The sequence below is a fragment of the Aquimarina sp. TRL1 genome, assembly GCF_013365535.1.
GTDB classification, from domain to species: domain Bacteria; phylum Bacteroidota; class Bacteroidia; order Flavobacteriales; family Flavobacteriaceae; genus Aquimarina; species Aquimarina hainanensis.
This window is the reverse complement of record NZ_CP053590.1, coordinates 1,453,812-1,478,048: the sequence shown is the minus strand read 5'-3', so window position 1 is coordinate 1,478,048 and position 24,237 is coordinate 1,453,812. Positions and strand designations below refer to the sequence as shown.

The window sequence follows — 24,237 nt, the reverse complement described above, 5'->3', positions numbered from 1 at the left end:
TATGGATAGGTTAAAAATAGCAGATAAGGAGTTTTCTTCTCGATTATTTACAGGAACAGGTAAGTTTAGTTCTTCTTTACTGATGAAAGAAGCCTTACTGCAATCAGAAAGTGAGTTGATCACAGTAGCGTTGAAGCGTGTAGATGTACATGATGATGAAGATGATTTATTAACCCATTTACAGCATCCTCGCATTAATTTATTGCCCAATACATCTGGAGTTAGAGATGCGAAAGAAGCTGTCTTTGCAGCGAAACTGGCAAGAGAGGCTCTGGAAACGAATTGGGTTAAGTTAGAGATTCATCCTGATCCTAAGTATTTGTTGCCGGACCCGATTGAGACTTTAAAGGCAGCAGAAGAATTGGTAAGAGAAGGTTTTGTGGTAATGCCTTATATTCATGCAGACCCGGTTTTGTGTAAACGGTTAGAAGAGGTCGGCGTACAATGCGTAATGCCTTTAGGAGCACCGATCGGAAGTAACAAAGGGTTAAAAACAATAGAGTTTCTGGAGATTATAATTGACCAAAGCAATGTTCCGGTAGTCGTTGATGCTGGGATTGGAAGCCCTTCTCATGCTGCATATGCAATGGAGATCGGTGCAGATGCCGTATTGGTTAATACAGCAATTGCAGTTTCCCAGAATCCAGTACATATGGCCGAAGCATTTCGAAAAGCAGTAGAGGCAGGTCGAATGGCATATAATGCAAAACTAGCTCCTGTGCGATCACATGCGGAAGCAAGTAGTCCTTTGACAAGTTTCCTGTCTGAAAATTAATAAAAAAGTATAGTGTAATTATATCCGGATGAACAGCTTTAAAAAAATATTCGAACAATATCCATGGGATGATGTTCTTTCTAGTATTTTTTCCAAAACATCAGAAGATGTGGATAGGGCATTGCATAAAGAGAAAAGAAATCTGGAAGATTTTAAAGCATTAATTTCCCCTGCAGCAAAACCGTATCTTGAACAAATGGCACAACAGAGTAGTTTGTTGACTAAAAAGCGTTTTGGAAAAACAATACAGATGTATGCCCCTATGTATCTCAGTAATGAGTGTCATAATATTTGTACATATTGCGGATTTAGTATGACTAATAAAATTCCGAGAAGAACATTAACGGATGCTGAAATACTTAAGGAAATCGGTTATTTAAAGTCTAAAGGTTATGACCATATTCTTTTAGTAACCGGAGAAGCAAATAGAACGGTAGGAGTAGATTATATCGATCATGCGATTCAGCTAATCCGATCAAACTTTGCAAATATTACAATAGAGGTACAACCCTTGCTCCAGGAAGAATATGAACGCTTAATTGCAAGTGGTTTGTATGCGGTATTAGTGTATCAGGAAACCTATCACAAAGAAGAATATAAAAAACACCACCCCAAAGGAAAAAAATCAAATTTTGATTTTCGGTTAGAAACCCCGGATAGGTTAGGAAGGGCAGGGGTTCATAAAATAGGTTTAGGAGCTTTGTTTGGTCTTGAAGATTGGAGAGCAGATAGTTTTTTTACAGCACTGCATCTTCAGTATTTGCAAAAAAACTATTGGAAAACAAAATACTCCATTTCTTTTCCCAGATTGAGACCTCATTCGGGAGGTTTAGAACCTAAAGTAGCTATGACAGATGCGGATTTGGTACAGTTAATTTGCGCTTTTAGGCTGTTGGATGAGGATGTGGAACTTTCCTTATCTACCAGAGAGAGTGAAGTTTTTAGAGAAAATATAGTTAATTTAGGAATTACCTCCATTAGTGCAGAATCAAAAACCAATCCAGGAGGATATGTTGTAGAACCAGAATCTCTGGAACAGTTTGAGATCTCTGATGAACGCCCTACAGAAGTGATTGTAGAAATGTTAAAAAAGAGAGGGTTAGAAGTAGTCTGGAAAGACTGGGAAAACAATTGGCAATAAAAAGATTACGGAGCTATAAAAATTGCTCCCAGCAGAAGTAAGTTTTTTTACTCTCTAAATAGGATGTAAATGTTCCGGTACTTGTGTTGAAATATTTTATAGTAGTTTCCTTTGAGTGTTTCGTAGATTTGTCCGGAGGTAGTTAACTGTATTTATTTTCAGTAGTATAAAATTTTATAAAAATAGATGAGGTTTAGTAAGGAAGAAAAAATACAATACAGCAGGCATCTGATTTTAGAAGAAATAGGAGAAGAAGGACAGCAAAAAATCGGTTCTTCAAAAGTATTGGTGATTGGTGCAGGAGGACTAGGGTGTCCGGTGTTACAGTATTTAACAGCAGCAGGTATAGGACATATTGGGATTGTAGATGATGATGTAGTGGATCAGACAAATTTGCAAAGACAAATTTTGTATACTATAGATGATATAGGGAAACCGAAAGCAATTACAGCTTCTAAAAGGTTGGAGAAGCTGAATCCATACATTTTTTTCAAAGTGTATAACGAAAGGCTTACCAAAGAAAATGTACTGGATATTTTTTCAGAGTATGATATTGTTGTAGATGGGAGTGATAATTTTCCGACACGCTATTTGGTAAATGATGCATGTGTTTTATTGGATAAACCATTGGTTTTTGGATCAATTTTTAAATTTCAGGGACAAGTATCCGTATTTAATTATAAAGGAGGAGCAACATACAGATGTTTGTATCCTACCCCTCCAGAACCAGATGCAGTTCCTAATTGTTCAGAAATAGGAGTACTGGGAGTATTACCTGGAATTATCGGAAGTTTTCAGGCGAATGAGGTTATCAAGATGGTGTTGGAAATAGGAGATGTTCTGTCAGGAAAACTGCTATGTATAGACGCATTGTCATTACAACAATATATACTCTCTGTAACTAAAAATGAAGCGTCGGATATTGTCACATTAGCCGATGATTACGATTTCTTTTGTGGGATACTGCCTGCAGGTAGAATAGTAGAAATTACTGCACAGGAAGTGCAAAACAATCTACAGGAATATCAAATCTTAGATGTCCGAACCCAAGAGGAGTTTGAACAGTTTAATCTTGGAGGGATTCATATACCCATTGAAGAAATGGATGATAAAATTCATCAAATTCAGTCAGACAAGCCGATTGTTGTTTGTTGTCAATCAGGAGTAAGAAGCAAGATCGCTATACGTAAAATACTTGCATTGAGAAATGATCTGAATTTGCTGAATCTAACTAACGGACTAGCTGTAATATCTTAATTTGTAATAAAAAGGGTATTTCCTTCTGCTCTAATAGTATATCGAAGCAAAGGATAACCACCTTCTCCTTTAGTTTGTATACCAGTAACGATATTGTATACATTGTCGTTTCCACAGTTAGAAGAAGCTAAAATACCCGTTACCGATAAAGGAGAACAATCGCTTATAGGAATATTCGGATCACTTAGTTCAAAAGCTGAAAACTGAGAATTTCCTTTGCTGTAAATAATGATACCTTTTATACCTCTTCCTGCGGTTGTTTCAATAACATGATTTCCGGAAAATTTTAAATCACTGTATTGAGGAAGGTTTAAATCAATTTGGAAATTGACATTTACCTCAGGTAAAAACGGGTTTCTTCTCGCAACATCGTCGCTGGAACAAGCAATTGTAATTAATGCTAAAACAAGAAAATAAAAATAGCGTCTCATAAAAAAGAAATATTCAAAATAAGATAAACACTGGTTATTTAAAAAAATAAAGACAGAGAAATAAAAAGTAAACATACTTCATTTGAATAAGAAAACCCAAATGATTGTGGCTCTTTTTTGTCTTTTTACAAGTATTAAATCGTTTTTCTTGTTGAAAAATACTCCTGTCCCATTACTTCTATCAGGTGTTTTTTTTTCTTATCTTTGTTATACTAAGATCCCATCTTTATGGGATTTTTTCTATTTTATAAACGATGAAGTTATGAGCAAAGTATCTTATTATACTGCGGAAGGATTAAAAAAATTAAGAGATGAATTAAATCATCTCAAAGATATAGAACGTCCTAAAGCTTCTCAGGCGATTGCAGAAGCCCGCGATAAAGGGGATTTAAGTGAAAACGCAGAATACGATGCTGCGAAAGAAGCACAGGGACTTTTGGAAATGAAAATATCGAAGCTGGAAGAAACCTTATCAGGAGCAAGGTTGATAGATGAATCACAATTGGATATTTCTAAAGCATTGATACATTCTACAGTAAAAATTAAAAATCAGACAAATGGAGCCGAAATGATATATAAACTAGTGGCTCAGAGTGAAGCGAACCTTAAACAAGGAAAAATCTCTGTAGATTCTCCTATTGGAAAAGGGCTGCTGGGAAAAAGTGTAGGAGACGTAGCTGAGATTCAGGTTCCGAATGGAATTATGAAGTTTGATGTGATTGAAATTTCCAGAGAATAATTAAATCTTAAAAAATCAAAAAAGCCTTTCTTAAGAAATCAAAGAAAGGCTTTTTTTGATTTTATCTTCGGGTTAAATACCCTATATTTCCGTTTTATAAACACAAAGAAACATCCTAAATGGCCTCAATATTTACAAAAATTATCAATGGAGAAATCCCTTGTTACAAAATTGCAGAAGACGAACACTTTTTTTCTTTTTTAGATATAAATCCTAATGCTCAGGGACATGCATTGTGTATCCCTAAAAAAGAGGTGGATAAGATATTTGATTTAGACGAAGAAACATATCAGGGATTGATGAATTTTTCAAGGAAAATAGCAATTGCTATAGAAAAAACAGTGTCTTGTAAGCGTGTTGGAATGGCTGTAGTAGGATTAGAAGTGCCACATGTGCACGTGCATCTGATTCCGCTTAATGATATGAGAGAAATGACATTTCAGCATAAGGTGTCTATGCAAAAAGAAGAATTCATGGCGCTGGCAGAAGCAATACGAGCAAACCTGTAAGCAGTGAAGATGAGTGAGTCAACAAGTAAACTCTCTTTGCAATTGCGAATTGACTGGAGTGAAATGGATACCTATCAGCATGTGAATAATGTTAATTTTATGAAATACATGCAAAGCGCCCGGGTTCAGTTTTGGGAAGTTAGTGGCTTGGCAAAACTTTATGAAGAAACTAAAAAAGGACCTATGCTTGTTTCTACTCATTGTGATTTTAAACACCCGTTGTTTTTCCCAGGCAATGTTTTAATTAAATCCAAAGTTGCCTTTGTCAAAAATTCTAGTTTTGGCTTATATCATGAACTGTACAATGATGATGGTGTATTGTGTGCAGAGGGTCATGATGTAGCCGTTTGTTTTGATTTTAACATCGACAAAACATTTAGAATTCCAGATGCCTTAAGAGCGCTGATGAAAGAGTATCAGTAAAGACGGTTAAGATTTTAGATAAGGAGACAATGTGTCCCAATACATAATAATAACGGTAATGGCTGTCAATAAGAAGAAAATGAAGTATGATAATCCAGAAAAATGCATGGATGCAGGTTTTGGACGGATCGTTTTTTTATGATACTTATATACTAATTCGATGTCTTTAGTCCATTGTCCAGGAAAAATGGAGGATTCACATTTGGAGCAGTGCATCGACTCTTCTATTGCAGGTTTTACAATGGTTAATAATCGGGAGCGTAATCGTTTTTGTCGAAAAGCAAGTGTTATACTTCCTTTGGCATAACATTCGGGGCAGTTATTGTTCAGAATCGCTTCTTTCAGGATAATTTGTTCCGTTTTCACTTGTATGTAGGTTTACATACTATAACGGATTTGTCATAATTATGTTATGCAAGAGGGTCAGATTTACGCAGGGTGATTTGAAAAGAGGTTCCCTTTCCTATTTCAGATTTATAGACTTTAATTCGCCCGGAGTGATAGCTTTCTATAATTCTTTTTGCTAGCGATAGTCCCAATCCCCATCCTCTGCTCTTAGAGGTGTATCCAGGTTCGAATATTTTAGAAAACTTGCTTTTTGGGATCCCTTTACCGGAATCTTTAACCTTGATATAGACTCTTTTGGTATCTTCGGTTAATGAGATATGAAGATTTCCTTTTCCTCTCATTGCATCAATCGCATTTTTAACAAGATTTTCTATTGTCCAGCTATATAATTGCCGATTCAGGTATACTTCTATAGGATAATCAGGAAGATTGATTGAAAAATTAATAAGTTTAGAACTTCTCGCCTGGAGATACAAATAGGTTTCTTTGGTTTCGTGGACGATATCCAGTTTTTCCAGATTGGGAATAGAACCGATTTTAGAAAAACGCTCTGTTATCTCTTTTAATCGGGCAATATCTTTTTCCATTTCTACGAGGTACTCAGGATTGACATTTTCTGATTTTAAAATTTCACCCCAACCGACTAATGAAGATAAGGGAGTTCCGATTTGATGAGCGGTTTCTTTTGCCATTCCTGCCCATAGTTTGTTTTGTTCACTGACTTTAGAGGTAGAAAAGAAAAAGTAAATAACACCGATAAGCAAGAAAATAATCAGGGCGATCGCAATCGGATAGTATTTTAATTTGTTTAACACAGCAGAATCTCCGTAATAAATATATTGAACACTTTCTTTTAGGTCGATAGTCATAGGATCATTTTCTGACTTTAGCTCTTCGAGATACTCTTTTAACTTTTCCGAATCCTCGTTGACTCCATCAGGAAGATTGGCGCATAAAGTAGGGTCAATGTTATCATTTTCATCAGTGATAATGATTGGGATTGTAGTATTGGACTTATTGATAATAATTGTCAGATCTAAGTAATCATCCATTAGGTCACTGTTAAAAGCTTTTTGTGCCTGTGCCCATACCTGCATTTTTATACGCTCGTCATCTTTTAGTTTTTGAAAAAAGAGAGAAGTGTTCCATAAGACAAGCCCGGTAATCACCAAAACAGCTACAATGATAAAATAGCTCGCAAAATTACGCTCGTCAGAAAAATTCATAGGATATTGATTTATTGAATTTCAAATATAATCGTTTTTAGAATGGTTTTATTGTTTGTGGATATTATGAAGAATAAACTTCCTTTTTCTACTCTGATTAGGGATAAACTTTAGTTATCTTTGTTTTAGAATTTATAGATATGATAACAATAGATCCTTCTCAGGTAACGACAGGGAAATTACACGGTATGATGTTAGGAGCCATAGGTCCCAGACCTATTGCTTTTGCGAGTACAATAGATGGAGATGGGAATCCGAATCTTTCTCCTTTTAGTTTTTTTAATGTTTTTAGCGCGAACCCTCCTATTCTGATATTTTCACCAGCAAGAAGAGTTAGAGATAATACGATTAAACATACGTTGGAAAATGCTCAGGAGACCAAAGAAGTTGTTATTAATATCGTTAATTATGATATTGTACAGCAAATGTCTCTATCCAGTACTGAATACCCAAAGGGAGTGAATGAGTTTGAAAAATCTGGATTGACAATGGTCTCTTCGGCGAAAGTAGCCCCTTTTAGAGTAGGGGAGTCCCCTGTTCAGTTTGAGTGCAAAGTAAATGAGATAATGCCGATGGGGAATGAAGGAGGAGCAGGAAACTTAATTATATGTGAAGTAGTTCTTATGCATGTAAAAGAAGAGGTGTTGGATGAAGCGGGTAAAATAGATCAACATAAAATTGATCAGGTTGCTCGTATGGGGGGAAATTGGTATTCCAGAGCTAATATGGGAATGTTTGAAGTGCCGAAGCCATTAACCACTATGGGGATTGGAATTGATGCACTCCCGGAAACAATAAAACACAGCACAGTATTTACAGGGAATGATCTCGGTAAATTAGGAAATGTAGAGAAAATCCCGTTACCAGAGGAAGCAATAGCCTTTGTTGATAATAGTACGGAGATTAAGACAAAATTAGATCAGGATAACGTTGAAGAAATTCATAAATTTGCCAAGCAGTATCTAGAAAAAGATGATATTCATACTGCATGGAATATTTTAGCAGCAAAATAATAATACAGAAAGATGGAAGTACAAGGTAAAGTAAAGATGATAGGTTCTACACAAACCTTTGGAAACAATGGTTTTAGAAAGCGTGAAATTGTTGTAACTACAGATGAGCAATATCCACAGCATATAATGGTAGAATTTGTGCAGGATAAATGTGACTTGTTAAACAATTTTGGCGTAGGACAAGATGTGAAAATTAGTATCAACCTTCGAGGTCGTGAGTGGGTAAACCCTCAGGGAGAAACCAAATATTTTAATTCGATCCAGGGGTGGAGAATTGAAGCGCTGCAAGCTGCTGGAGCTGGGATGCAAGCACCTCCTCCAACGCCTCCGGCAGATGCTTTTGAACCAGCATCAGATGTGTCGAATGATGAACACGATGATTTACCTTTTTAATAATAAGAAAAGAGATGTTTTTTGCAAACAAATGGGTTTGTTGAAATCAACAAAATAGCAAAAAGTCCGATACATTGTATCGGACTTTTCATATTGTGAATTATTATAACCTTTTAGTAACTCAAAAAGCAATGATGAACAAAATTAACCTAAAAGGTTCTAACAAATATTATCATTATTTTAATGAATTCAAAATGAATGTATAATGTTTAACCTAGAGATAAAGTAAAAAATTTGTTTTGTATATTCTTAATGATTCCATAGTGTTTCCTCCGGTTTCTCATGCAAATCCGGATGGGTTGTTAGCATTGGGAGGAGATTTATCTGTAGAACGATTAATAGCTGCTTATCAACAAGGAATTTTTCCATGGTTTAATGATGATCAACCTATTATGTGGTTCTGTCCGGATCCCAGAATGGTTCTTTATCCAGAAGAGATTAAAGTGAGTAAAAGTATGCGCAAATTATTCAGGCAAGAAGCATTTGAGGTGACTTACAATACTTGTTTTGATCAAGTAATAGAACAATGTGCTTCTATAGAACGGGTGGATCAGGATGGAACATGGATAACAAAAGAAATGAAGAGATCGTATAAAAAACTTCATCAAATGGGAATTGCAGTATCTGTAGAAGTTTGGAAGGAAAACAATTTAGTTGGTGGGTTATATGGTGTTTGGCTTAGAGAGAAGAAAGTTTTTTGCGGAGAAAGTATGTTTTCTCATGTTAGTAATGCTTCTAAATACGGTTTTATCAGTTGGGTGAAGGAATTAATGCGCTATGAAACCAAGATAATAGATTGTCAGATGTATACGGAACATTTAGCAAGTTTAGGAGGAAGGGAAATCCCAAGAGAACAGTTTTTGGCATACCTGAGGGAATAACAACTTATGTCTTTTTTTAATAATAAACTAATTTTTATGAGAGTATATAATTTTGGAGAAAAAAACTCAATACTGAATCATTTTGTATCAGAGATCAGAGATGAAGAAATTCAAAAAGATCGAATGCGGTTTCGCAAAAATATAGAACGAATTGGCGAAGTGCTGGCATATGAGATGAGTAAGGAGATTTTATATACTACTCAGGAAATAAAAACACCTTTAGGGGTGAAAAAGATGTCTTTGCCAGAAAAAGAACTGGTTTTATGTGCGGTACTTCGTGCCGGGTTACCTTTATATCAGGGGGTGCTGAATTATTTTGATTTTGCAGAGAGTTCATTTATTTCTGCTTATAGGGAGCATACGAATTCGGATACCGATTTTGAGATCATTACGAATTATCTGGCGACCCCTTCATTAGAAGGCAAAGTACTCGTAATTATAGATCCTATGTTGGCAACCGGAAGTACATTGGAAACAACTTATAAGGCATTGCAAAAACAAGGAGAGCCAAAAGAAATACACATTATATCTGTAATAGGATCCGCTAAGGGAGTTGCTTATGTACAGGATCACTTTCCTGTCCACACGTCTCTATGGATAGGTGCAATAGATGAGGAGTTGAATAATAAAGGGTACATTATACCGGGATTAGGAGATGCAGGAGATTTAGCATATGGAAGTAAATTGTAACGGCTTATACTTCCTTGTGCCTGAAACAATCTACTACATGATCATTAACCATTCCTATAGCTTGCATAAAAGCATAGATAACCGTAGAGCCAACAAACTTGAATCCTCTTTTTTTCAGGTCTTTGCTAATGATGTCAGAGGTGTCAGTAGTAGCAGGACAATCTTTGTGATGCGCCCAGGAATTAATAATAGGGGTATGGTTGACAAAGCTCCAGATATATGTGTCGAAACTGCCGAATTCTTCCTGTATTTTGATAAATGCCTGCGCATTTGATACGGTAGCATTTACTTTTAGTTTGTTGCGGATAATACCAGCATTTTGAAGTAAAGCCTGTTTTTTGTCATCTGTATACAATGCAATTTTTTGATAGTCAAAATTATCAAAGGCATTTCTGAAATTTTCTCTCTTTTTTAAAACTGTAATCCAGCTAAGTCCTGCCTGAAATGTTTCGAGAATAAGAAATTCAAATAATTCTTGCTCATCATGTAACGGAACTCCCCATTCCTCATCGTGGTATTGTTCGTATAAAGAATCACCAACACACCATGCACATCTGTGTATTTCCATTTTACTTTTTGTTATAAATATATTGTTTTTCTGTCTTTGTATATAAAAAAGCCCTCTAGAATTTAGCATTAAAGAAATGAATCTGACAATGAGGTAGCCACCGTATTATTCTTTCTTTTGCAGCTTGTGAAAAAGGATTTTTAGCAGCAAAAAGCTGTGTAAGAGCAGTTAGATGTTGAATAGAAGAGGGAAGAGCTTCTAGATAATTGTGAAAGAGATATAATGTTTTTATCGATGTTAATGAGCCAATAGTATCCGGGATAGAGGTTAGTTTGTTTTTAGAGAGGTACAATGCTTCCAGCGATTGAAGTGCTCCAATGGTATCTGGTAAAGAGGTTAGTTGATTTCTGTTGAGGTTTAAAATCCGGAGTTTTTTTAATTTTCCAATAGAATCCGGGATGTCGGATAATTGATTGTTGTAGACCAATAATATGTGAACGTTAGCAATATCACCTATGGATGCAGGCAAAGAAGTGAGTTGGTTATGATGGATGATAAGCCGCTGTAGGCGTATCATAGTACCGATGGATTCAGGAAGGCTGACAAGTTGGTTATAGGTTGCGTATAGATGGGTTAGGTTTTTTAGCGATCCTATAGACTGAGGGAGCTTTTTAAGTTGGTTCTTATTTAAAAAAAGCTGTGTTAATGCTTGTATATTTCCCAGAGATTCCGGCAGGACAGTTAGTTTGTTTTCTTGAAGAAATAAAAGAGTCAGTTTCTGTAAGCCGGAAGCTGTATCCGGAAAATTTTGAAGATTGTTTCTGATCAGGTGTAATTCTTTTAAATTGTTTAGCCTTTGTATAGAAGCAGGGAGTGTTTGTAAGTTGTTGTTGTTTAGGTATAATGTTTGCAAAGCGGTTAGGTTTCCTATAGTCTGAGGGAGTGCTTGAATTGAATTGTTTCTTAGGTTTAGTTCTTTTAAGTGTATAAGCCCCTGGATGGATTCTGGAATGGTAATCAGAGAATTGTCATTGGCTATGAGTTTTTCCAGAGCGGTCAAATTTCCAATAGAAGGAGGGAGTTTTTCGATATGATTAAGGTGAAGAAAGAATTCTTTGAGGTTGGGGAGGCTTCCAAAAGTATTCGGAAGTTCAGTTAGCTGATTTTTATAAATATTTAGTTTTTCTAGTCGCATTAACCCATGTAAGGAATCCGGGAGCTTTGTTATTTTGTTTTGTTGTAGTTCTAGTGATACTAAATTGGATAGTAACCGAATACTTTCAGGGATAGAGTGAAGTGCATTATTGTGCAGGATTAAGTGTTTTAGTTGCTGCATATTTCCAATAGAAGGAGGGAGTGTTTTGAGTTTGTTATTGTAAGCACTCAGGTAAGACAGTTTTTCTAGCGATCCAATAGTGTTCGGCAGGTATTGGATGTGATTCCATTCTAAGTGTAATTCTTTTAAGGAAGGTAAGTCGCCAATCGTATGAGGTAATGAAGAAATGCGGTTGCCTTCAAGATGTAAGATTTTTAGTTCTTTTAAGTTGCTGATAGCAGTGGGGAGTTGTGCTAATTTGTTTTTTCTGATAAATAGTTTTTCCAGATTTTTGAGCCCACAGATAGCTAGTGGAAATGAGGTGAGAAGATTATTATTTAGGTTTAATTTTTTCAGGGCATTCATTGTGCTGAGCTCTTCAGGGATTTTTTTAAGTTGATTATCACTTAGATTGAGCTCTTTTAGTCTGGTTAGCTGCTTTATGGAAGCGGGTAATGAAGAAAGTTGATTTCCTTCCAGGAATAGATATTGAAGATTGCGGAAGCTGCCAATTGACGATGGAAGTTTATCCAGTTGCCGGTATGACAAATCAAGGATATAAACCTGCTCTTTATGTAATAGCGCTTCAGATAATGAGCGATACTTTTTTGTCTCTTGAGCATTTGTACAATGTATGAGAATAAAAGAGAATAATATGTGGTAAAATAGCTTGATAGGTGTTTTTTTTGTAAGTAATGAGTTTTGAGGAAGCTGTTATTTCTTAGTAGATGTAAAAATAAGCACTTATCCAATACTATTAATTATTTGTTAAACAACAGGCTTCTTTTTAACAAAAGAATAATAATTAAATGCGTAAGTTTCCATCATTTTTTTCGAACTAAATAAAAAAATAAAGAAACACGCCAGTATTATGAAAGAAACATCAACATTATCTGTCAATCAATTGATTGATGAAGGAATTAAAAACTCCAGAAGCTATTCAGATTATAGAACATTAGTGAATGACTTAATTTCGGAAGGAAAATCTACAGCAAAAGAACAGACAGAAGACTTGTTAAATTATAGTACGTTAAATAATCGTAGGATGAAACGATTAGATAAGACGATCAAAATAGATGAAACAATAGCATCTGGCATTAAAGCAAAGAAACTGGATGTTACATGGTTAGTGCTTTCAGAAGGTTGGTGTGGAGATGCAGCTCAGTCTTTACCGGTTATAAACAAAGTAGCAGAAATTAATGAAGGGATTGATCTTAGGATTGTGTTGAGAGATGAGAATGATGCGCTAATGAGTCATTTTTTGACAAATGGAGGGAAGGCAATTCCTAAGCTGATTGCGATTGACAACTCTAACAGAGAAATTATCGGAACATGGGGACCAAGACCATCGACAGCAACAAAAATGGTTAATGATTATAAAGAAAAACACGGAGGTTTGGATGCCCAGTTCAAAGAAGATCTTCAGGTATGGTATAACAAAGACAAAGGGGAAAATATAGTAAACGACCTCAGTGGATTATTAGCCTAATTAGGGGGTTATTCACTGTAGTTAAAATAATACGTAATAGTGCCTTTTTGTTCCTTTACTTCGGAAGCAGAAAAAATAGCTTGATTTGCATAATCTAAGGCATTGTCAAAAAGGCATTCGTTTCTGGTTGTAGAGTTTTTTTTGTCTACTTTGCTATGAGATACATAGCCATTGGCATTTACCTGAACTTTTACAACGACTTTACCGCTTCCCTGACATGTATATATTGGATTGGGGAGATCGATTGCTTTTCTTCCCTTTAGGGTAAAGGTGAGGGAACTATTTCTGTTATTGGTTTCGTTAGTTTTTTGTTTTTGCTTATTGGTATCGGTATTGGTTTGTTCAGGAGTTTCTTCTTCTTCTTTTTCTTTGTCTTCTTCTGTAGAAACATCTCCCAGATTATTCGGACCATCCTCAGAAGATTCGGCGATAGGACTTTCTGTAAGTGCTTTTAAACGGTCTTCAAAAGAAGTATCATCAGGATCTTCAAAATCTTCATTATAGGCATTGTGTGTGCGTTTAGCAGCAATGAGTTTTCGTTGTTCCTGTATAGGATCCAGTTCCTCCTTTTCTTTTTCTAGCTCTTCCATAATATCTTCTACGGGAAGTTCGACTAGCATTTCTCCTTTGTTATTGGAGGTGCCCAGCATATGAATGTTGTATAGCCCAAGTAGTAAAATCCCCATGAGAAGGGAAGTAATAATTAAGGCTTTATATTTTTCTATGAAATTCATCAGTAAAGTAAACTCTGTTTCTATGACAATATTTTATGGATTGCTTATTTCAGGGGTTAATAAGGCTTCAAATTCTTCTATAGTAAGTGCCTTTTCGGTAGAAAAGTCTCCTATTTTGGTTCTTCTTAATGCACTCAGATATCCGCCACTATGTAATGCTTTTCCAAAATCATTAGCTAATGATCTGATATAGGTACCTTTGCTGCATACAACTCTAAAATCTACCTCCGGCAATTCGATTCGGGTAATTTCGAATTCGCTAATTGTAATTTTTCTGGATTTTATTTCAACAGCTTCTCCTTCTCTGGCATATTCATACAATCGTTTTCCATCTTTTTTTAAAGCAGAAAAAACAGGAGGGTATTGATCGATATCACCCAAAAACTGTTCTGTAGTTTTTTTTACAATTTCTGCTGTAATATGTTCTGTAGGATATGTTTGATTGATTTCAGTCTCCAGGTCATAGGAAGGAGTTGTTGCTCCCAGTGTAATAGTACCGGTATATTCTTTTATTTGCCCTTGAAAATCCTGAAGTTTTTTAGTGAATTTTCCTGTGCAAAGGACAAGTAAACCTGTAGCAAGAGGATCAAGAGTACCAGCATGACCAACCTTTATTTTTTTTAGGTTGAATTTTTTTCGGATATGCCATCTAATTTTATTGACTACCTGAAAAGAACTCCATTCCAGAGGTTTGTCAATTAGAATTACCTGACCATCTTTATAATCTTGTTCGGTTAGCATTTGGGGGTTATTTTATAAAACTAAAGCCGATGGCAATTAGTCCAACTATGATACAATATAAGGCAAAATATGATAACTTGCTTTTTTTAACCAAAGAGATCATCCACGTGCAGGCTACTAACCCAGATAAAAAGGCAGCAATAAAGCCAATAGTCAAAGGAAGGATATTAGCATTAGCGAAATCAATTTTCCCACCCAAAAGATCTTTAGCAATTTTACCAAAAATTAATGGAATTACCATTAGAAAGGAGAAACGAGCAGCCTTGGTTTTGTCATTTCCTAGTAAGACAGAGGTGGAAATCGTAGCACCACTTCTAGAAATTCCTGGCAACATTGCTATTGCCTGAGCAATTCCGATTACCAGGGCATTTGAGGTACTTATAGATTTCAACGTATCTTTTGCCTTGTCAGCCAACCAGAGAAGGACAGCGGTAACCAGAAGCATGTACCCTACAAATCGGATGTTACCTCCAAACAACTGTTCTAGTTCTTCTTCAAAAAATACTCCAATAATAATAGCAGGAATCATAGAAATGAGGATCTTAAATGAAAAAAGAGTTTCCTCATTTTTTTTGAAAGCGAATAAGCCCTTAAAGATATCCAGAATGTCTTTTCTAAAAATAACAATGGTGCTTAGTGCAGTAGCAAAATGTAAAACAACGGTGACCAGTAATGACTCTTCTGGAATGCTTTCTGCTCCCAAAATAGCTTTTCCCAGTTCTAAATGACCACTAGAAGAAACAGGTAAGAATTCTGTAAGTCCCTGAATAATTCCTAAGATAATTGCGTCTAAAATTTCCATGTGTATATTGCTATATAGCTACGTTGCTCTGTCAGTATCAGAGGGTCGGTAGATTTGTGCGTATTGATTAAGGTCTGCAAATATACTTACTAATCTCAAAGAAACTTAAAAAATAAGAAGAGAATGCACTGTAAAAAACGATGAGAAACAGAAGAGAGCTACTTTTTCTTTTTTTTGTCAGGATCAAGTAATATGGCATAGGCTTCAATACCAAATCCAAGTAATACAATCATAGGAGCAAGCCGAATTCTTCTGAAATTATAAATTTCAGGATTAAAAACAGCAGGATCATCACTACCACCACCAGCCATGAGAATAAAACCTAATGCGATTACGCCCAGACCTATCGCCATAACAATATAGTTTTTCTTTCTAAAGACAAAATCAGATTGTGATGGTGTTTTAGATTGTTTTTTCATGAGTGTCGTTGTTTATTTCATTAAAAATTACCTGCTCGTCTATTATCAACTTGGATATATGTCCCATGTTGCAATCTCGGGTAAAGATAGTCCATCTTTTAATAGAATACAAAGTAACTTTTTTATTCAGAAGAAGTGGTTGGAGTACATCTAATTTTAATTGATGTTGTAAGCCTCTGTTGATGTAGTAATAATGATCATCTCCCTGAATCTTTATTGCTATGTCGTCTCCGGGAGCTTCATAAATACGTTCGACAATACCAGATATTAGCATAACATCTTCAGGTTCTACATTGCGTACAGGTTTGAATGTTTGTATCACGATCCATAAGAAAATGATAAACAGAAAGGACATGATTATGAAGTATACTTTTGCGAATTTTTTCATAGTAACTAAAGGTCTTTTTTGCTCATCAGGCTTAGAATGATTCCGGTAAATATAAAAGGTAGACTTAATAACTGCCCCATATTTATAATCATATTCTCTTCAAAAGAAGCTTGGTTTTCCTTGAAAAACTCAATGATAAACCTGGCAGAAAACATAAGAACTAAGAACAGGCCAAATAAATATCCTTTCTGCTCTACAATTTTTTTCTTTTTGTAAAGGAACCATAATACGCCAAAAATGATTAGGTATGAGAAACCTTCGTATAATTGAGTTGGGTGTCGAGGGATTAAATCATCCTTCATAAAAATAACCCCATAATTTCCTTGAGTAGGTTTTCCGTAAATCTCAGAATTCATAAAATTTCCTATTCTGATAAAAAAAGCAGTAACAGGAATAATCAAAGCTACTCTGTCGATAGCCCATAAGAAAGATGTTTTTGTTTTTATGGTGTACAAGGTAATTCCAACCAAAATACCGATGGCAGCTCCGTGACTTGCTAATCCAGAGAAACCGGTATAATGCCATCCGCTATTCGTTATTTTTACCGGAAGAAAAATTTCTAAAGGATGATGGTAAAAATACGAGAAGTCATAAAAAATACAATGCCCTAATCGCGCTCCTATTAAGGTACCCAGAAGGATGTAAGTAGCTAGTTTATCTAAGTCCTTGAGGGGGATATTTTCTGAAATGTAGATTTTCTTTATAACTTGATATGCCAGAAGAATTCCTGCTACGAATAAAATACCATAATAGCGTAGTGGGAGTACACCAAAAAGTGTTGTAATCTCAGGGTCGATATTCCAGTGAATAGGTCCCATAATCTAGTAATAAAGATCGTCCGTTCTGAGATTTAGAAAACGTTGTGTGGCAATGTATGTACTAATCCAGGTAATGACAACTCCTATGATAAAAACCCCTATAAATAGAATAGCGAGTAAGATCGTATCGTTAAGTAAAGCAAGTTCTGGGAAGGCTTCGTTCAGGTAATATAAAACGGTTCCGACTCCCGCAATAGCAACAATAGCGCCAATCATACCTAAGCGTACACTTTTCCATACAAAAGGACGACGAATAAATTTTTTAGTAGCCCCTACCATTTGCATCGTTTTTATAATAAAGCGCTTAGAGTAGACAGACAATCGGATAGAACTGTTGATTAATAATACCGCAATAAATGTAAAAATTCCGCTGGCAAGTAATACCCAGAAACTAATACGTTTAATATTGTCATTCAGAAGAGAAATTAATGGTTTGTCATAGATAACCTCGTCCACAAACTCTTTTTTTGAGATAGTAGCACTAATTTCCGCGATTTTGGCAGCATCTACATAAGCGGCTTTTAAGTTGACATCAATACTGTTTTGTAATGGATTGTATCCCAGAAAATCCATGAAATTCTCACCAATATCTTTACTGTGCACTTCTGCAGCTTGATCTTTAGAAATAAAAGTTGTTGATTTTGTATATTCAGCCAAAGCCAGGCTCTTTTCTAATTGTTTTATTTCGACATCTTTGGTACTGTCTTTTAGGTAAATGGTTAAGGCAATTTTTTCCTTAAAATGATCCGCTACTTTTTTAGTATTTAAGACTAATAGACCCAAGAGACCTAGTAAGAAAAGTACGAGAGATATACTTATGACAACAGAAAAATAAGAAGAGATTAATCTTCGCTTTTGATACCTATCGAAAGATGAACTCATAAAATGTATTTTTATGGGGTAAAAATAATAAAGAATAGTTAATTACAGATCTCAAGAAAAAAATACTCTTTATGTTTTATACATTGATAATTTACTAAATAAATTATAAACTTAAAAATTAGCTAATTATTGAGAAGCTGTTATAGAAAAATGTAACCTAAAGAAAATATTTATTTAAATTAAAAAGACATGCATACAGTTATTATAGGTGTTGGGGGTGTTGGAGGATATTTTGGAGGTAAAATTGCTTATTCCGGTCAGAAAGTAACGCTTTTGGCTAGAGGGAAACATCTTGAAGCGATAAAAAAGAAAGGATTAGTCGTTAAGAGTATTGAGGGGGATTTTAGTGTAAAACCTTATCAGGTAACTAATAATATTGATATAGTAGAGAAAGCAGATGTGATTCTGGTTTGTACAAAATCTTGGCAGGTGCGTGAAGCCGCCCGACAAATACAACCTATCTTAAAAGAAGATACAGTTGTAATCCCTTTACAAAATGGGGCAGATAATGTAGAGAAACTAGAACAGGAACTCAAAACGGAGCATATCCTGGGGGGACTGTGTAAAATCTATAGCAAAATAGAATCCCCGGGAACAATTTTGCATTTTGGATTTCCTCCGGAAATCATTTTTGGAAATGTGTTTAACAAAGAATCCGAAAAATTAGAAAAAGTAAAACGCATTTTTGATACAGCAGGAATAAAAAATAAAATTGCAGACGATATTAATGTAGCCATCTGGAGAAAATTTATGTTTATAGCAGCTGTCAGTGGATTAGGTGCTTTGACAAGGGCAACTATTGGAGAGATGTATTCAGATATGGAGTTGCGAAAAATATTAGCGATGGTTGTCAGTGAAATTTATCAGGTAGCAAAAGCTAAAAAAGTCAACTTAGAAGAAACCGCAGTATCCGCTACTATGGATTTTATAGCAGGACAACCTTTTGATTCTACGGCATCTACACAAAGAGATATTTTAGAAGGGAGACCTTCAGAGTTAGAAGACTTTAATGGGTATATTGTCAAAGAAGGAAAACGATTAGGGGTAGAGACCCCAGCCAATAAATTTGTTTACTATTGTCTAAAACCGATGGAAGAAAAAGCAAGAAAATAGTTGTGAGTTCTGATTTTTGTCCGTTTTTAGAGAAGTACTAGGGCTACTTCGTCATAAGAAAAATAAGGAAGCGCTGAAATACTCTTATAAAATTGTAAATTTGCGGACTGAAAAACCAGGTTGATGAAATACGATTTTAACAAGATAGAAGCCAAATGGCAAGCATATTGGGCTGAAAAAGGTACTTTTAAGGCTGAAAATGCTAGTGAAAAAGAAAAATTCTATGTTTTGGATATGTTTCCATATCCCTCTGGAGCAGGGTTGCATGTAGGGCATCCTCTCGGATATATCGCTAGTGATATCTATGCGAGATACAAACGCCATAAAGGATTTAATGTCTTGCATCCGCAAGGGTATGATTCTTTTGGGCTTCCAGCAGAGCAATATGCTATACAAACAGGACAGCATCCTGCCATCACTACCAAAGATAATATAGCTAGATACCGTGAACAGCTGGATAAGATCGGATTTTCGTTTGATTGGAGTAGAGAAGTAAGAACCAGTGATGCAGCTTATTATAAGTGGACTCAATGGATTTTTATTCAATTGTTTGACTCCTGGTATGATCTTAAAGATAATATGGCAAAACCGATTAGTGATTTGATTGCCATATTCGAGAAAGAAGGAAATAAAGAAGTAAAAGCTGCATGTGATGATGCAATACAGACTTTTTCTGCGGGAGAATGGAATGCGTATTCAGATAAAGAAAAACAAGCAGTATTACTTACATATAGATTAACCTACCTGGCAGAAACTGAGGTAAACTGGTGCCCTCAGTTAGGAACAGTGTTAGCAAATGATGAGATTGTTAATGGAGTTTCTGAGCGGGGAGGATATCCTGTAATCAGAAAAAAAATGACCCAATGGAGTATGCGTATTTCTGCATATGCAGAACGATTGCTCCAAGGGTTGAATACTATTAATTGGACAGATTCCTTAAAAGAATCTCAGCGAAACTGGATAGGGAAATCGGTAGGAGCAAGCGTTACTTTTGATATAAAGAATTTTGAAGATACAATAGAGGTGTTTACTACTCGACCTGATACGATCTTTGGGGTTACTTTTATGACCTTGGCACCAGAACATGAATTGGTTGCAAAAATTACTACAGAAGCACAAAAAGAAGCAGTAGAAGCTTATGTAGAAGCTACGTCAAAAAGAAGCGAAAGAGAACGTATGGCTGATGTGAAAACAATCAGTGGAGTTTTTACCGGAGCTTATGCAGAGCACCCTTTCAGTAAAGAACCAATCCCGATATGGATTGGGGACTATGTACTAGCAGGATATGGTACCGGGGCTGTAATGGCAGTTCCTTGCGGAGATCAAAGAGATTATGATTTTGCGAACTTCTTTTCAGGAAAAGAAGGAATGCCTGTTATTAAGAATATTTTTGCGGATGCAGATATATCAGAAGCGGCATTCGTAGATAAAGAGAAAACAATTATTGCAAATTCCGATTTCTTAGATGGATTGAACTATAAAGAAGCGACTAAAAAAGCAATTTCGTCCTTAGAAGAGATTGGTCAGGGAAAAGGACAGACGAATTATAGATTGAGAGATGCGGTTTTTAGTCGCCAGCGATATTGGGGAGAGCCGTTTCCTGTGTATTATGTAGATGGGATGCCCCAAATGATTGAAAAAGAGTATTTGCCGATAGAATTGCCGGCAGTAGAGAAATACCTGCCAACAGAGACAGGAGAGCCTCCGTTAGGAAGAGCAGATGCCTGGGCTTGGGATACCAAAGCACATAAAGTAGTGTCTAATGATTTAGTTGACCACACTACAGTATTTCCGTTAGAATTAAATACGATGCCAGGATGGGCTGGAAGTTCATGGTATTTGTTTCGATATATGGATCCTTTGAATAAAGAAGAATTTGCTTCAGAAGAAGCGTTGTCTTATTGGGAGAATGTTGATTTGTATATAGGAGGAAGCGAACATGCGACAGGTCATTTGTTATATTCTCGATTTTGGACAAAGTTTTTAAAGGACCGAGGTTTTATAAGTGTAGAAGAGCCCTTTAAAAAACTGATTAACCAAGGAATGATTTTGGGTACCAGTGCGTTAGTGTATAGAGTTAGCGGTACTAATAAATATGTATCCAAAGGTTTGGCGTCTTCATATGAGACAGAGGCGCTACGTGTAGATGTGAACCTGATTAATGCATCGGATGAACTTGATATCGATGGACTAAAGCAATGGCAACCACAATTTGCTGATGCGGAATTCGAATTAGAAGACGGAAAATATCTTGTAGGAAGAGAAGTGGAAAAAATGTCCAAAAGATGGTTTAATGTTGTGAATCCAGATGATATTTGTAATGAATATGGAGCGGATACTCTTCGATTATATGAGATGTTTTTAGGACCGTTAGAGCAAGCAAAACCATGGAATACAGCAGGGATAACCGGAGTACATAATTTCCTGAAAAAATTGTGGAAATTATATATTGGAGAAGAAGGACATGTTGTTTCTGAAACAGCTCCGACAAAGGATAACCTGAAGACATTACATAAAACTATTAAGAAGGTAGAAGAAGACATCGAAAACTTTTCATTTAATACCTCGGTTAGTACATTTATGATCGCAGTGAATGAATTGACTGCTCAGAAATGCAATAGCAAAGAAGTGCTAGAACCATTATTGGTATTAATTGCTCCATATGCTCCCCATGTAGCAGAAGAATTGTGGAGTCTGATAGGAAATGAAGCTTCAATTTCTACCGCTTCTTTCCCAAAATTTGAAGCAGCACACCTTGTAGAAAGTACTAAAAATTATCCAATATCATTTAATGGGAAAACTCGTTTTACAATGGAGTTGTCATTAGAAATGAGTAAAGAGGAAATAGAAAAAGAAGTAATGGCTCACGAAAAAACGCAGCAACAGTTAGCAGGTCGTAGTCCTAAAAAAGTAATAGTAGTCCCAGGTAAGATTGTCAATATTGTGGGATAAGCTATTTTTATAAAAATAAAAACGAGAAAAGCAGGGGGTATTGGTTGTATATCTCCTGCTTTTTTTAAGAGGTAACCTGTCTATAGAAGGGGGATAAAGCTGTTTCGAAAAGGAGTGATTGTAAATTATCAAATCTTCAATTTTAGCTTTTTTTTTATTGTGTATTTTCTTTAAATAACATAATTTCGGCAAAAAAATAAAAATATGATAATAGGTGTTCCTAAGGAGATCAAAAATAACGAGAACAGGGTTGGGTTAACCCCTGCCGGAGCAATGGAGCTTGTTAAAAATGGTCACACTGTATATGTTCAGCATACAGCTGGAGTTCAAAGCGGGTTTAGTGACGAAGAATATGTTGAGGCAGGTGCTAAAATATTACCTACTATTGAGGAGGTATATAGCATTGCTGAGATGATTATCAAAGTAAAAGAGCCTATTGAACCAGAATATTCATTGATTAAAAAAGATCAACTAGTTTTCACGTATTTCCACTTTGCATCAAGTGAGCCATTGACAAAGGCAATGATCGAAAGCGGATCTGTATGTGTTTCTTATGAAACAGTTGAAGAAGCTGATAGAAGCTTGCCGTTATTGACTCCTATGAGTGAGGTGGCAGGAAGAATGTCTATCCAGCAAGGAGCTAAATATTTGGAAAAACCATTAAAGGGAAGAGGAATTCTTCTTGGAGGTGTTCCAGGAGTTGCTCCTGCAAAAGTATTAGTACTTGGAGGAGGAGTTGTAGGGACACAAGCGGCTAAGATGGCTGCTGGTATGGGAGCCGATGTCACAATACTTGATATTAGTATGAAGCGTTTGCGCTACTTAGATGATGTAATGTCGGCAAATGTGAATACTGAGTATTCTAATGAATATACCATTCGTAAGCATATCAAAAATGCTGATTTGATTATCGGAGGAGTGTTGATTCCAGGAGCAAAAGCTCCAAAGTTGATCACCAAAGATATGTTGAAAGATATGAGACCGGGAACTGTAGTGGTTGATGTAGCTGTTGATCAGGGAGGATGTTTTGAAACCACAAAACCTACTACACATCAGGATCCTATCTACATTATTGACGATGTAGTACATTATTCTGTGGCGAATATGCCTGGTGCTGTGCCATATACGTCAACTTTGGCACTGACAAATGTCACTTTGCCATACGCTGTACAATTGGCAAATAAGGGATGGAAAGCAGCATGTGCAGATAACGAACCTTTGAAAAAAGGATTAAATGTTATTAATGGAGATGTTGTATATCCTGCAATTTCAGAGGCTTTTGATCTTCCGTTAAAAGATGTTGAAACATATCTGAACTAAGAAACAAAGGACAATAGATTTCTATAATTTATATAAAAACCTCGCTTACGGCGAGGTTTTTGTTATTATATTAGCAAGTAACAATGTAAAATTATGTAATTATGATGGGATATTATATTCTTGGAGGAATCATTTTTTTGGTAAGCTCCTTGGTGAGTAGTCGTTTGAAAAGCAAATTCAAAAAATATTCTAACATGTATCTGTCTAATGGGTTAAGTGGTCATGAGATCGCGACAAAAATGTTGCATGATAATGGGATATATGATGTAAAAGTGATTTCTACTCCTGGTATGTTGACAGATCACTATAATCCAATGAATAAGACAGTGAATCTTAGTGAAGGAGTATATAATCAAAGAAATGCAGCAGCAGCAGCAGTGGCAGCACATGAATGTGGTCATGCGGTTCAACATGCGACGGCTTATAGCTGGTTGACAATGAGGTCTAAGATTGTGCCTGTAGTTGGTATAGCGGGAAAGTTTTCTAATATTGTGATTATGGCTGGGCTGGTTCTTACGGCTTCAGCTTCGGCAATAGGAAGTACTGTATTTCTGGCAGGGATTGTATTGTTTGCGATGACAACTTTGTTTAGTGTAATTACATTACCTGTCGAGTACGATGCGAGTAACCGGGCATTAGCCTGGTTAGAAAATACCAATACTCTGACAAAAGAAGAACATGGAGCGGCAAAAGATGCTTTAAAATGGGCAGCAAGAACATATGTGGTAGCTGCACTGGGATCTATAGCAACGCTTCTGTATTTCATCTCCATCTTTTTAGGAAGGAGAGATTAAAAAGTAGTACGTAAAAAACAAATAGAAGAAGCCTCAACTTGAGAATAGGGGAAATCAATGTTGAGGTTCTTCTTGTATATCAACACTTCGTAAATGCTAAGTGCATATTACTTGGGGTAAAGGTTGATAATGCTTC

The 24,237-nt window shown here is 35.9% G+C and carries 27 protein-coding genes; 15 read left to right on the top strand and 12 right to left on the bottom strand.

The window, feature by feature from the left end; all coding sequences use genetic code 11:
* Position 1 precedes the first annotated feature (1 nt).
* From HN014_RS05885 to moeB, 3 genes are all read left to right on the top strand, one after another.
* The gene (locus HN014_RS05885) at positions 2-775 is read left to right on the top strand and encodes a thiazole synthase (RefSeq protein ID WP_176027958.1); all 774 of its coding nucleotides are present in this window, start codon (positions 2-4) and stop codon (positions 773-775) included.
* A gap of 28 nt (positions 776-803) precedes the next feature.
* Entirely contained in the window at positions 804-1,916 is a 1,113-nt protein-coding gene (gene thiH / locus HN014_RS05880; protein WP_176027957.1) for a 2-iminoacetate synthase ThiH, read from the top strand.
* Positions 1,917-2,102: 186 nt separating this feature from the next.
* Complete coding sequence (gene moeB / locus HN014_RS05875; protein WP_176027956.1) at positions 2,103-3,173, top strand: HesA/MoeB/ThiF family protein; 1,071 nt, start codon at positions 2,103-2,105, stop codon at positions 3,171-3,173.
* Here the strand turns inward: moeB and HN014_RS05870 are convergent.
* Positions 3,170-3,604 (bottom strand): hypothetical protein, encoded by a 435-nt coding sequence (locus HN014_RS05870; protein ID WP_176027955.1) that lies wholly within the window; start codon positions 3,602-3,604, stop codon positions 3,170-3,172. The two genes, moeB and HN014_RS05870, sit on opposite strands and share 4 nt — an antisense overlap.
* 262 nt (positions 3,605-3,866) lie before the next feature.
* Here HN014_RS05870 and greA point away from each other — a divergent pair, with 262 nt between their 5' ends.
* The 3 genes from greA (at position 3,867) to HN014_RS05855 (ending at position 5,275) form a co-directional block, all read left to right on the top strand.
* Positions 3,867-4,343, top strand: coding sequence for a transcription elongation factor GreA (gene greA, locus HN014_RS05865; protein ID WP_176027954.1), 477 nt, complete (start codon positions 3,867-3,869; stop codon positions 4,341-4,343).
* Positions 4,344-4,462: 119 nt separating this feature from the next.
* Positions 4,463-4,852 carry an HIT family protein gene (locus HN014_RS05860; RefSeq protein WP_176027953.1) on the top strand — a complete coding sequence of 130 codons (390 nt, stop codon included), beginning with the start codon at positions 4,463-4,465 and terminating at the stop codon, positions 4,850-4,852.
* A gap of 9 nt (positions 4,853-4,861) precedes the next feature.
* Positions 4,862-5,275: a thioesterase family protein gene (locus HN014_RS05855; RefSeq protein ID WP_176027952.1), complete on the top strand. Its 414-nt coding sequence runs from the start codon at positions 4,862-4,864 to the stop codon at positions 5,273-5,275.
* Between the two features lie 6 nt (positions 5,276-5,281).
* On the opposite strand, the gene HN014_RS05850 is transcribed toward HN014_RS05855, so the two are convergent.
* A complete protein-coding gene (locus HN014_RS05850) occupies positions 5,282-5,641 on the bottom strand; it encodes a hypothetical protein (protein WP_176027951.1) in 360 nt (119 codons plus the stop codon).
* A gap of 44 nt (positions 5,642-5,685) precedes the next feature.
* Positions 5,686-6,849, bottom strand: a complete 1,164-nt coding sequence (locus HN014_RS05845; protein WP_176027950.1) for a HAMP domain-containing sensor histidine kinase — start codon at positions 6,847-6,849, stop codon at positions 5,686-5,688.
* Positions 6,850-6,989: 140 nt separating this feature from the next.
* On the opposite strand from HN014_RS05845, the gene HN014_RS05840 reads away from it, so the two are divergent.
* The 4 genes from HN014_RS05840 (at position 6,990) to upp (ending at position 9,826) form a co-directional block, all read left to right on the top strand.
* Positions 6,990-7,862: a flavin reductase family protein gene (locus tag HN014_RS05840; protein ID WP_176027949.1), complete on the top strand. Its 873-nt coding sequence runs from the start codon at positions 6,990-6,992 to the stop codon at positions 7,860-7,862.
* A 12-nt stretch (positions 7,863-7,874) separates the two neighbouring features.
* Positions 7,875-8,255: a DUF3127 domain-containing protein gene (locus HN014_RS05835; RefSeq protein WP_176027948.1), complete on the top strand. Its 381-nt coding sequence runs from the start codon at positions 7,875-7,877 to the stop codon at positions 8,253-8,255.
* A gap of 239 nt (positions 8,256-8,494) precedes the next feature.
* On the top strand, positions 8,495-9,136 hold the full coding sequence (gene aat / locus HN014_RS05830; RefSeq protein WP_176027947.1) for a leucyl/phenylalanyl-tRNA--protein transferase: 642 nt from the start codon (positions 8,495-8,497) through the stop codon (positions 9,134-9,136).
* Positions 9,137-9,172: 36 nt separating this feature from the next.
* Complete coding sequence (gene upp, locus HN014_RS05825) at positions 9,173-9,826, top strand: uracil phosphoribosyltransferase (RefSeq protein WP_176027946.1); 654 nt, start codon at positions 9,173-9,175, stop codon at positions 9,824-9,826.
* Positions 9,827-9,830: 4 nt separating this feature from the next.
* Here the strand turns inward: upp and HN014_RS05820 are convergent, their stop codons facing one another.
* Entirely contained in the window at positions 9,831-10,394 is a 564-nt protein-coding gene (locus HN014_RS05820; RefSeq protein ID WP_176027945.1) for a DNA-3-methyladenine glycosylase I, read from the bottom strand.
* Positions 10,395-10,449: 55 nt separating this feature from the next.
* Positions 10,450-12,207 carry a leucine-rich repeat domain-containing protein gene (locus HN014_RS05815; RefSeq protein WP_303246392.1) on the bottom strand — a complete coding sequence of 586 codons (1,758 nt, stop codon included), beginning with the start codon at positions 12,205-12,207 and terminating at the stop codon, positions 10,450-10,452.
* Positions 12,208-12,520: 313 nt separating this feature from the next.
* On the opposite strand from HN014_RS05815, the gene HN014_RS05810 reads away from it, so the two are divergent.
* The gene (locus HN014_RS05810; protein ID WP_176027943.1) at positions 12,521-13,138 is read left to right on the top strand and encodes a thioredoxin family protein; all 618 of its coding nucleotides are present in this window, start codon (positions 12,521-12,523) and stop codon (positions 13,136-13,138) included.
* Positions 13,139-13,146: 8 nt separating this feature from the next.
* On the opposite strand, the gene HN014_RS05805 is transcribed toward HN014_RS05810, so the two are convergent.
* From HN014_RS05805 to HN014_RS05775, 7 genes are all read right to left on the bottom strand, one after another.
* Positions 13,147-13,872, bottom strand: a complete 726-nt coding sequence (locus HN014_RS05805; RefSeq protein WP_176027942.1) for a hypothetical protein — start codon at positions 13,870-13,872, stop codon at positions 13,147-13,149.
* A 33-nt stretch (positions 13,873-13,905) separates the two neighbouring features.
* Positions 13,906-14,613 carry a tRNA pseudouridine(55) synthase TruB gene (truB, locus tag HN014_RS05800; protein WP_176027941.1) on the bottom strand — a complete coding sequence of 236 codons (708 nt, stop codon included), beginning with the start codon at positions 14,611-14,613 and terminating at the stop codon, positions 13,906-13,908.
* A gap of 7 nt (positions 14,614-14,620) precedes the next feature.
* The gene (locus tag HN014_RS05795) at positions 14,621-15,415 is read right to left on the bottom strand and encodes an undecaprenyl-diphosphate phosphatase (protein ID WP_176027940.1); all 795 of its coding nucleotides are present in this window, start codon (positions 15,413-15,415) and stop codon (positions 14,621-14,623) included.
* Positions 15,416-15,573: 158 nt separating this feature from the next.
* Positions 15,574-15,834, bottom strand: coding sequence for a DUF3098 domain-containing protein (locus tag HN014_RS05790; protein ID WP_176027939.1), 261 nt, complete (start codon positions 15,832-15,834; stop codon positions 15,574-15,576).
* Positions 15,818-16,222: a hypothetical protein gene (locus tag HN014_RS05785; RefSeq protein WP_176027938.1), complete on the bottom strand. Its 405-nt coding sequence runs from the start codon at positions 16,220-16,222 to the stop codon at positions 15,818-15,820. Before HN014_RS05785 ends, HN014_RS05790 begins: the two co-directional genes overlap by 17 nt.
* Positions 16,223-16,227: 5 nt before the next feature.
* Positions 16,228-17,040 (bottom strand): prolipoprotein diacylglyceryl transferase, encoded by an 813-nt coding sequence (gene lgt / locus HN014_RS05780; RefSeq protein ID WP_176027937.1) that lies wholly within the window; start codon positions 17,038-17,040, stop codon positions 16,228-16,230.
* Between the two features lie 3 nt (positions 17,041-17,043).
* Positions 17,044-17,922, bottom strand: a complete 879-nt coding sequence (locus HN014_RS05775; protein WP_176027936.1) for an ABC transporter permease — start codon at positions 17,920-17,922, stop codon at positions 17,044-17,046.
* A 189-nt stretch (positions 17,923-18,111) separates the two neighbouring features.
* Between HN014_RS05775 and HN014_RS05770 the strand changes: the two genes are divergently transcribed.
* From HN014_RS05770 to HN014_RS05755, 4 genes are all read left to right on the top strand, one after another.
* Positions 18,112-19,035 carry a ketopantoate reductase family protein gene (locus HN014_RS05770; RefSeq protein ID WP_176027935.1) on the top strand — a complete coding sequence of 308 codons (924 nt, stop codon included), beginning with the start codon at positions 18,112-18,114 and terminating at the stop codon, positions 19,033-19,035.
* Positions 19,036-19,158: 123 nt separating this feature from the next.
* Positions 19,159-21,987, top strand: coding sequence for a leucine--tRNA ligase (leuS, locus tag HN014_RS05765; protein ID WP_176027934.1), 2,829 nt, complete (start codon positions 19,159-19,161; stop codon positions 21,985-21,987).
* Positions 21,988-22,191: 204 nt separating this feature from the next.
* Positions 22,192-23,307, top strand: a complete 1,116-nt coding sequence (gene ald / locus HN014_RS05760) for an alanine dehydrogenase (protein ID WP_176027933.1) — start codon at positions 22,192-22,194, stop codon at positions 23,305-23,307.
* Positions 23,308-23,408: 101 nt separating this feature from the next.
* Positions 23,409-24,101, top strand: coding sequence for a zinc metallopeptidase (locus HN014_RS05755; protein WP_176027932.1), 693 nt, complete (start codon positions 23,409-23,411; stop codon positions 24,099-24,101).
* Positions 24,102-24,237: the final 136 nt, after the last annotated feature.

Excerpts from the sequence above, each read along its gene's own strand:
- HN014_RS05845 (WP_176027950.1), bottom strand. The coding sequence starts at position 6,849 with ATGAATTTTTCTGACGAGCGTAATTTTGCGAGCTATTTTATCATTGTA.
- HN014_RS05840 (WP_176027949.1), top strand. The coding sequence starts at position 6,990 with ATGATAACAATAGATCCTTCTCAGGTAACGACAGGGAAATTACACGGT.
- ald (WP_176027933.1), top strand. The coding sequence starts at position 22,192 with ATGATAATAGGTGTTCCTAAGGAGATCAAAAATAACGAGAACAGGGTT.
- HN014_RS05795 (WP_176027940.1), bottom strand. The coding sequence starts at position 15,415 with ATGGAAATTTTAGACGCAATTATCTTAGGAATTATTCAGGGACTTACA.
- HN014_RS05835 (WP_176027948.1), top strand. The coding sequence starts at position 7,875 with ATGGAAGTACAAGGTAAAGTAAAGATGATAGGTTCTACACAAACCTTT.
- greA (WP_176027954.1), top strand. The coding sequence starts at position 3,867 with ATGAGCAAAGTATCTTATTATACTGCGGAAGGATTAAAAAAATTAAGA.
- HN014_RS05810 (WP_176027943.1), top strand. The coding sequence starts at position 12,521 with ATGAAAGAAACATCAACATTATCTGTCAATCAATTGATTGATGAAGGA.
- HN014_RS05860 (WP_176027953.1), top strand. The coding sequence starts at position 4,463 with ATGGCCTCAATATTTACAAAAATTATCAATGGAGAAATCCCTTGTTAC.
- HN014_RS05785 (WP_176027938.1), bottom strand. The coding sequence starts at position 16,222 with ATGAAAAAATTCGCAAAAGTATACTTCATAATCATGTCCTTTCTGTTT.
- lgt (WP_176027937.1), bottom strand. The coding sequence starts at position 17,040 with ATGGGACCTATTCACTGGAATATCGACCCTGAGATTACAACACTTTTT.
- upp (WP_176027946.1), top strand. The coding sequence starts at position 9,173 with ATGAGAGTATATAATTTTGGAGAAAAAAACTCAATACTGAATCATTTT.
- HN014_RS05870 (WP_176027955.1), bottom strand. The coding sequence starts at position 3,604 with ATGAGACGCTATTTTTATTTTCTTGTTTTAGCATTAATTACAATTGCT.
- truB (WP_176027941.1), bottom strand. The coding sequence starts at position 14,613 with ATGCTAACCGAACAAGATTATAAAGATGGTCAGGTAATTCTAATTGAC.
- leuS (WP_176027934.1), top strand. The coding sequence starts at position 19,159 with ATGAAATACGATTTTAACAAGATAGAAGCCAAATGGCAAGCATATTGG.
- HN014_RS05770 (WP_176027935.1), top strand. The coding sequence starts at position 18,112 with ATGCATACAGTTATTATAGGTGTTGGGGGTGTTGGAGGATATTTTGGA.
- HN014_RS05775 (WP_176027936.1), bottom strand. The coding sequence starts at position 17,922 with ATGAGTTCATCTTTCGATAGGTATCAAAAGCGAAGATTAATCTCTTCT.
- HN014_RS05790 (WP_176027939.1), bottom strand. The coding sequence starts at position 15,834 with ATGAAAAAACAATCTAAAACACCATCACAATCTGATTTTGTCTTTAGA.
- HN014_RS05805 (WP_176027942.1), bottom strand. The coding sequence starts at position 13,872 with ATGAATTTCATAGAAAAATATAAAGCCTTAATTATTACTTCCCTTCTC.
- HN014_RS05855 (WP_176027952.1), top strand. The coding sequence starts at position 4,862 with ATGAGTGAGTCAACAAGTAAACTCTCTTTGCAATTGCGAATTGACTGG.
- moeB (WP_176027956.1), top strand. The coding sequence starts at position 2,103 with ATGAGGTTTAGTAAGGAAGAAAAAATACAATACAGCAGGCATCTGATT.
- HN014_RS05820 (WP_176027945.1), bottom strand. The coding sequence starts at position 10,394 with ATGGAAATACACAGATGTGCATGGTGTGTTGGTGATTCTTTATACGAA.
- HN014_RS05755 (WP_176027932.1), top strand. The coding sequence starts at position 23,409 with ATGATGGGATATTATATTCTTGGAGGAATCATTTTTTTGGTAAGCTCC.
- HN014_RS05885 (WP_176027958.1), top strand. The coding sequence starts at position 2 with ATGGATAGGTTAAAAATAGCAGATAAGGAGTTTTCTTCTCGATTATTT.
- thiH (WP_176027957.1), top strand. The coding sequence starts at position 804 with ATGAACAGCTTTAAAAAAATATTCGAACAATATCCATGGGATGATGTT.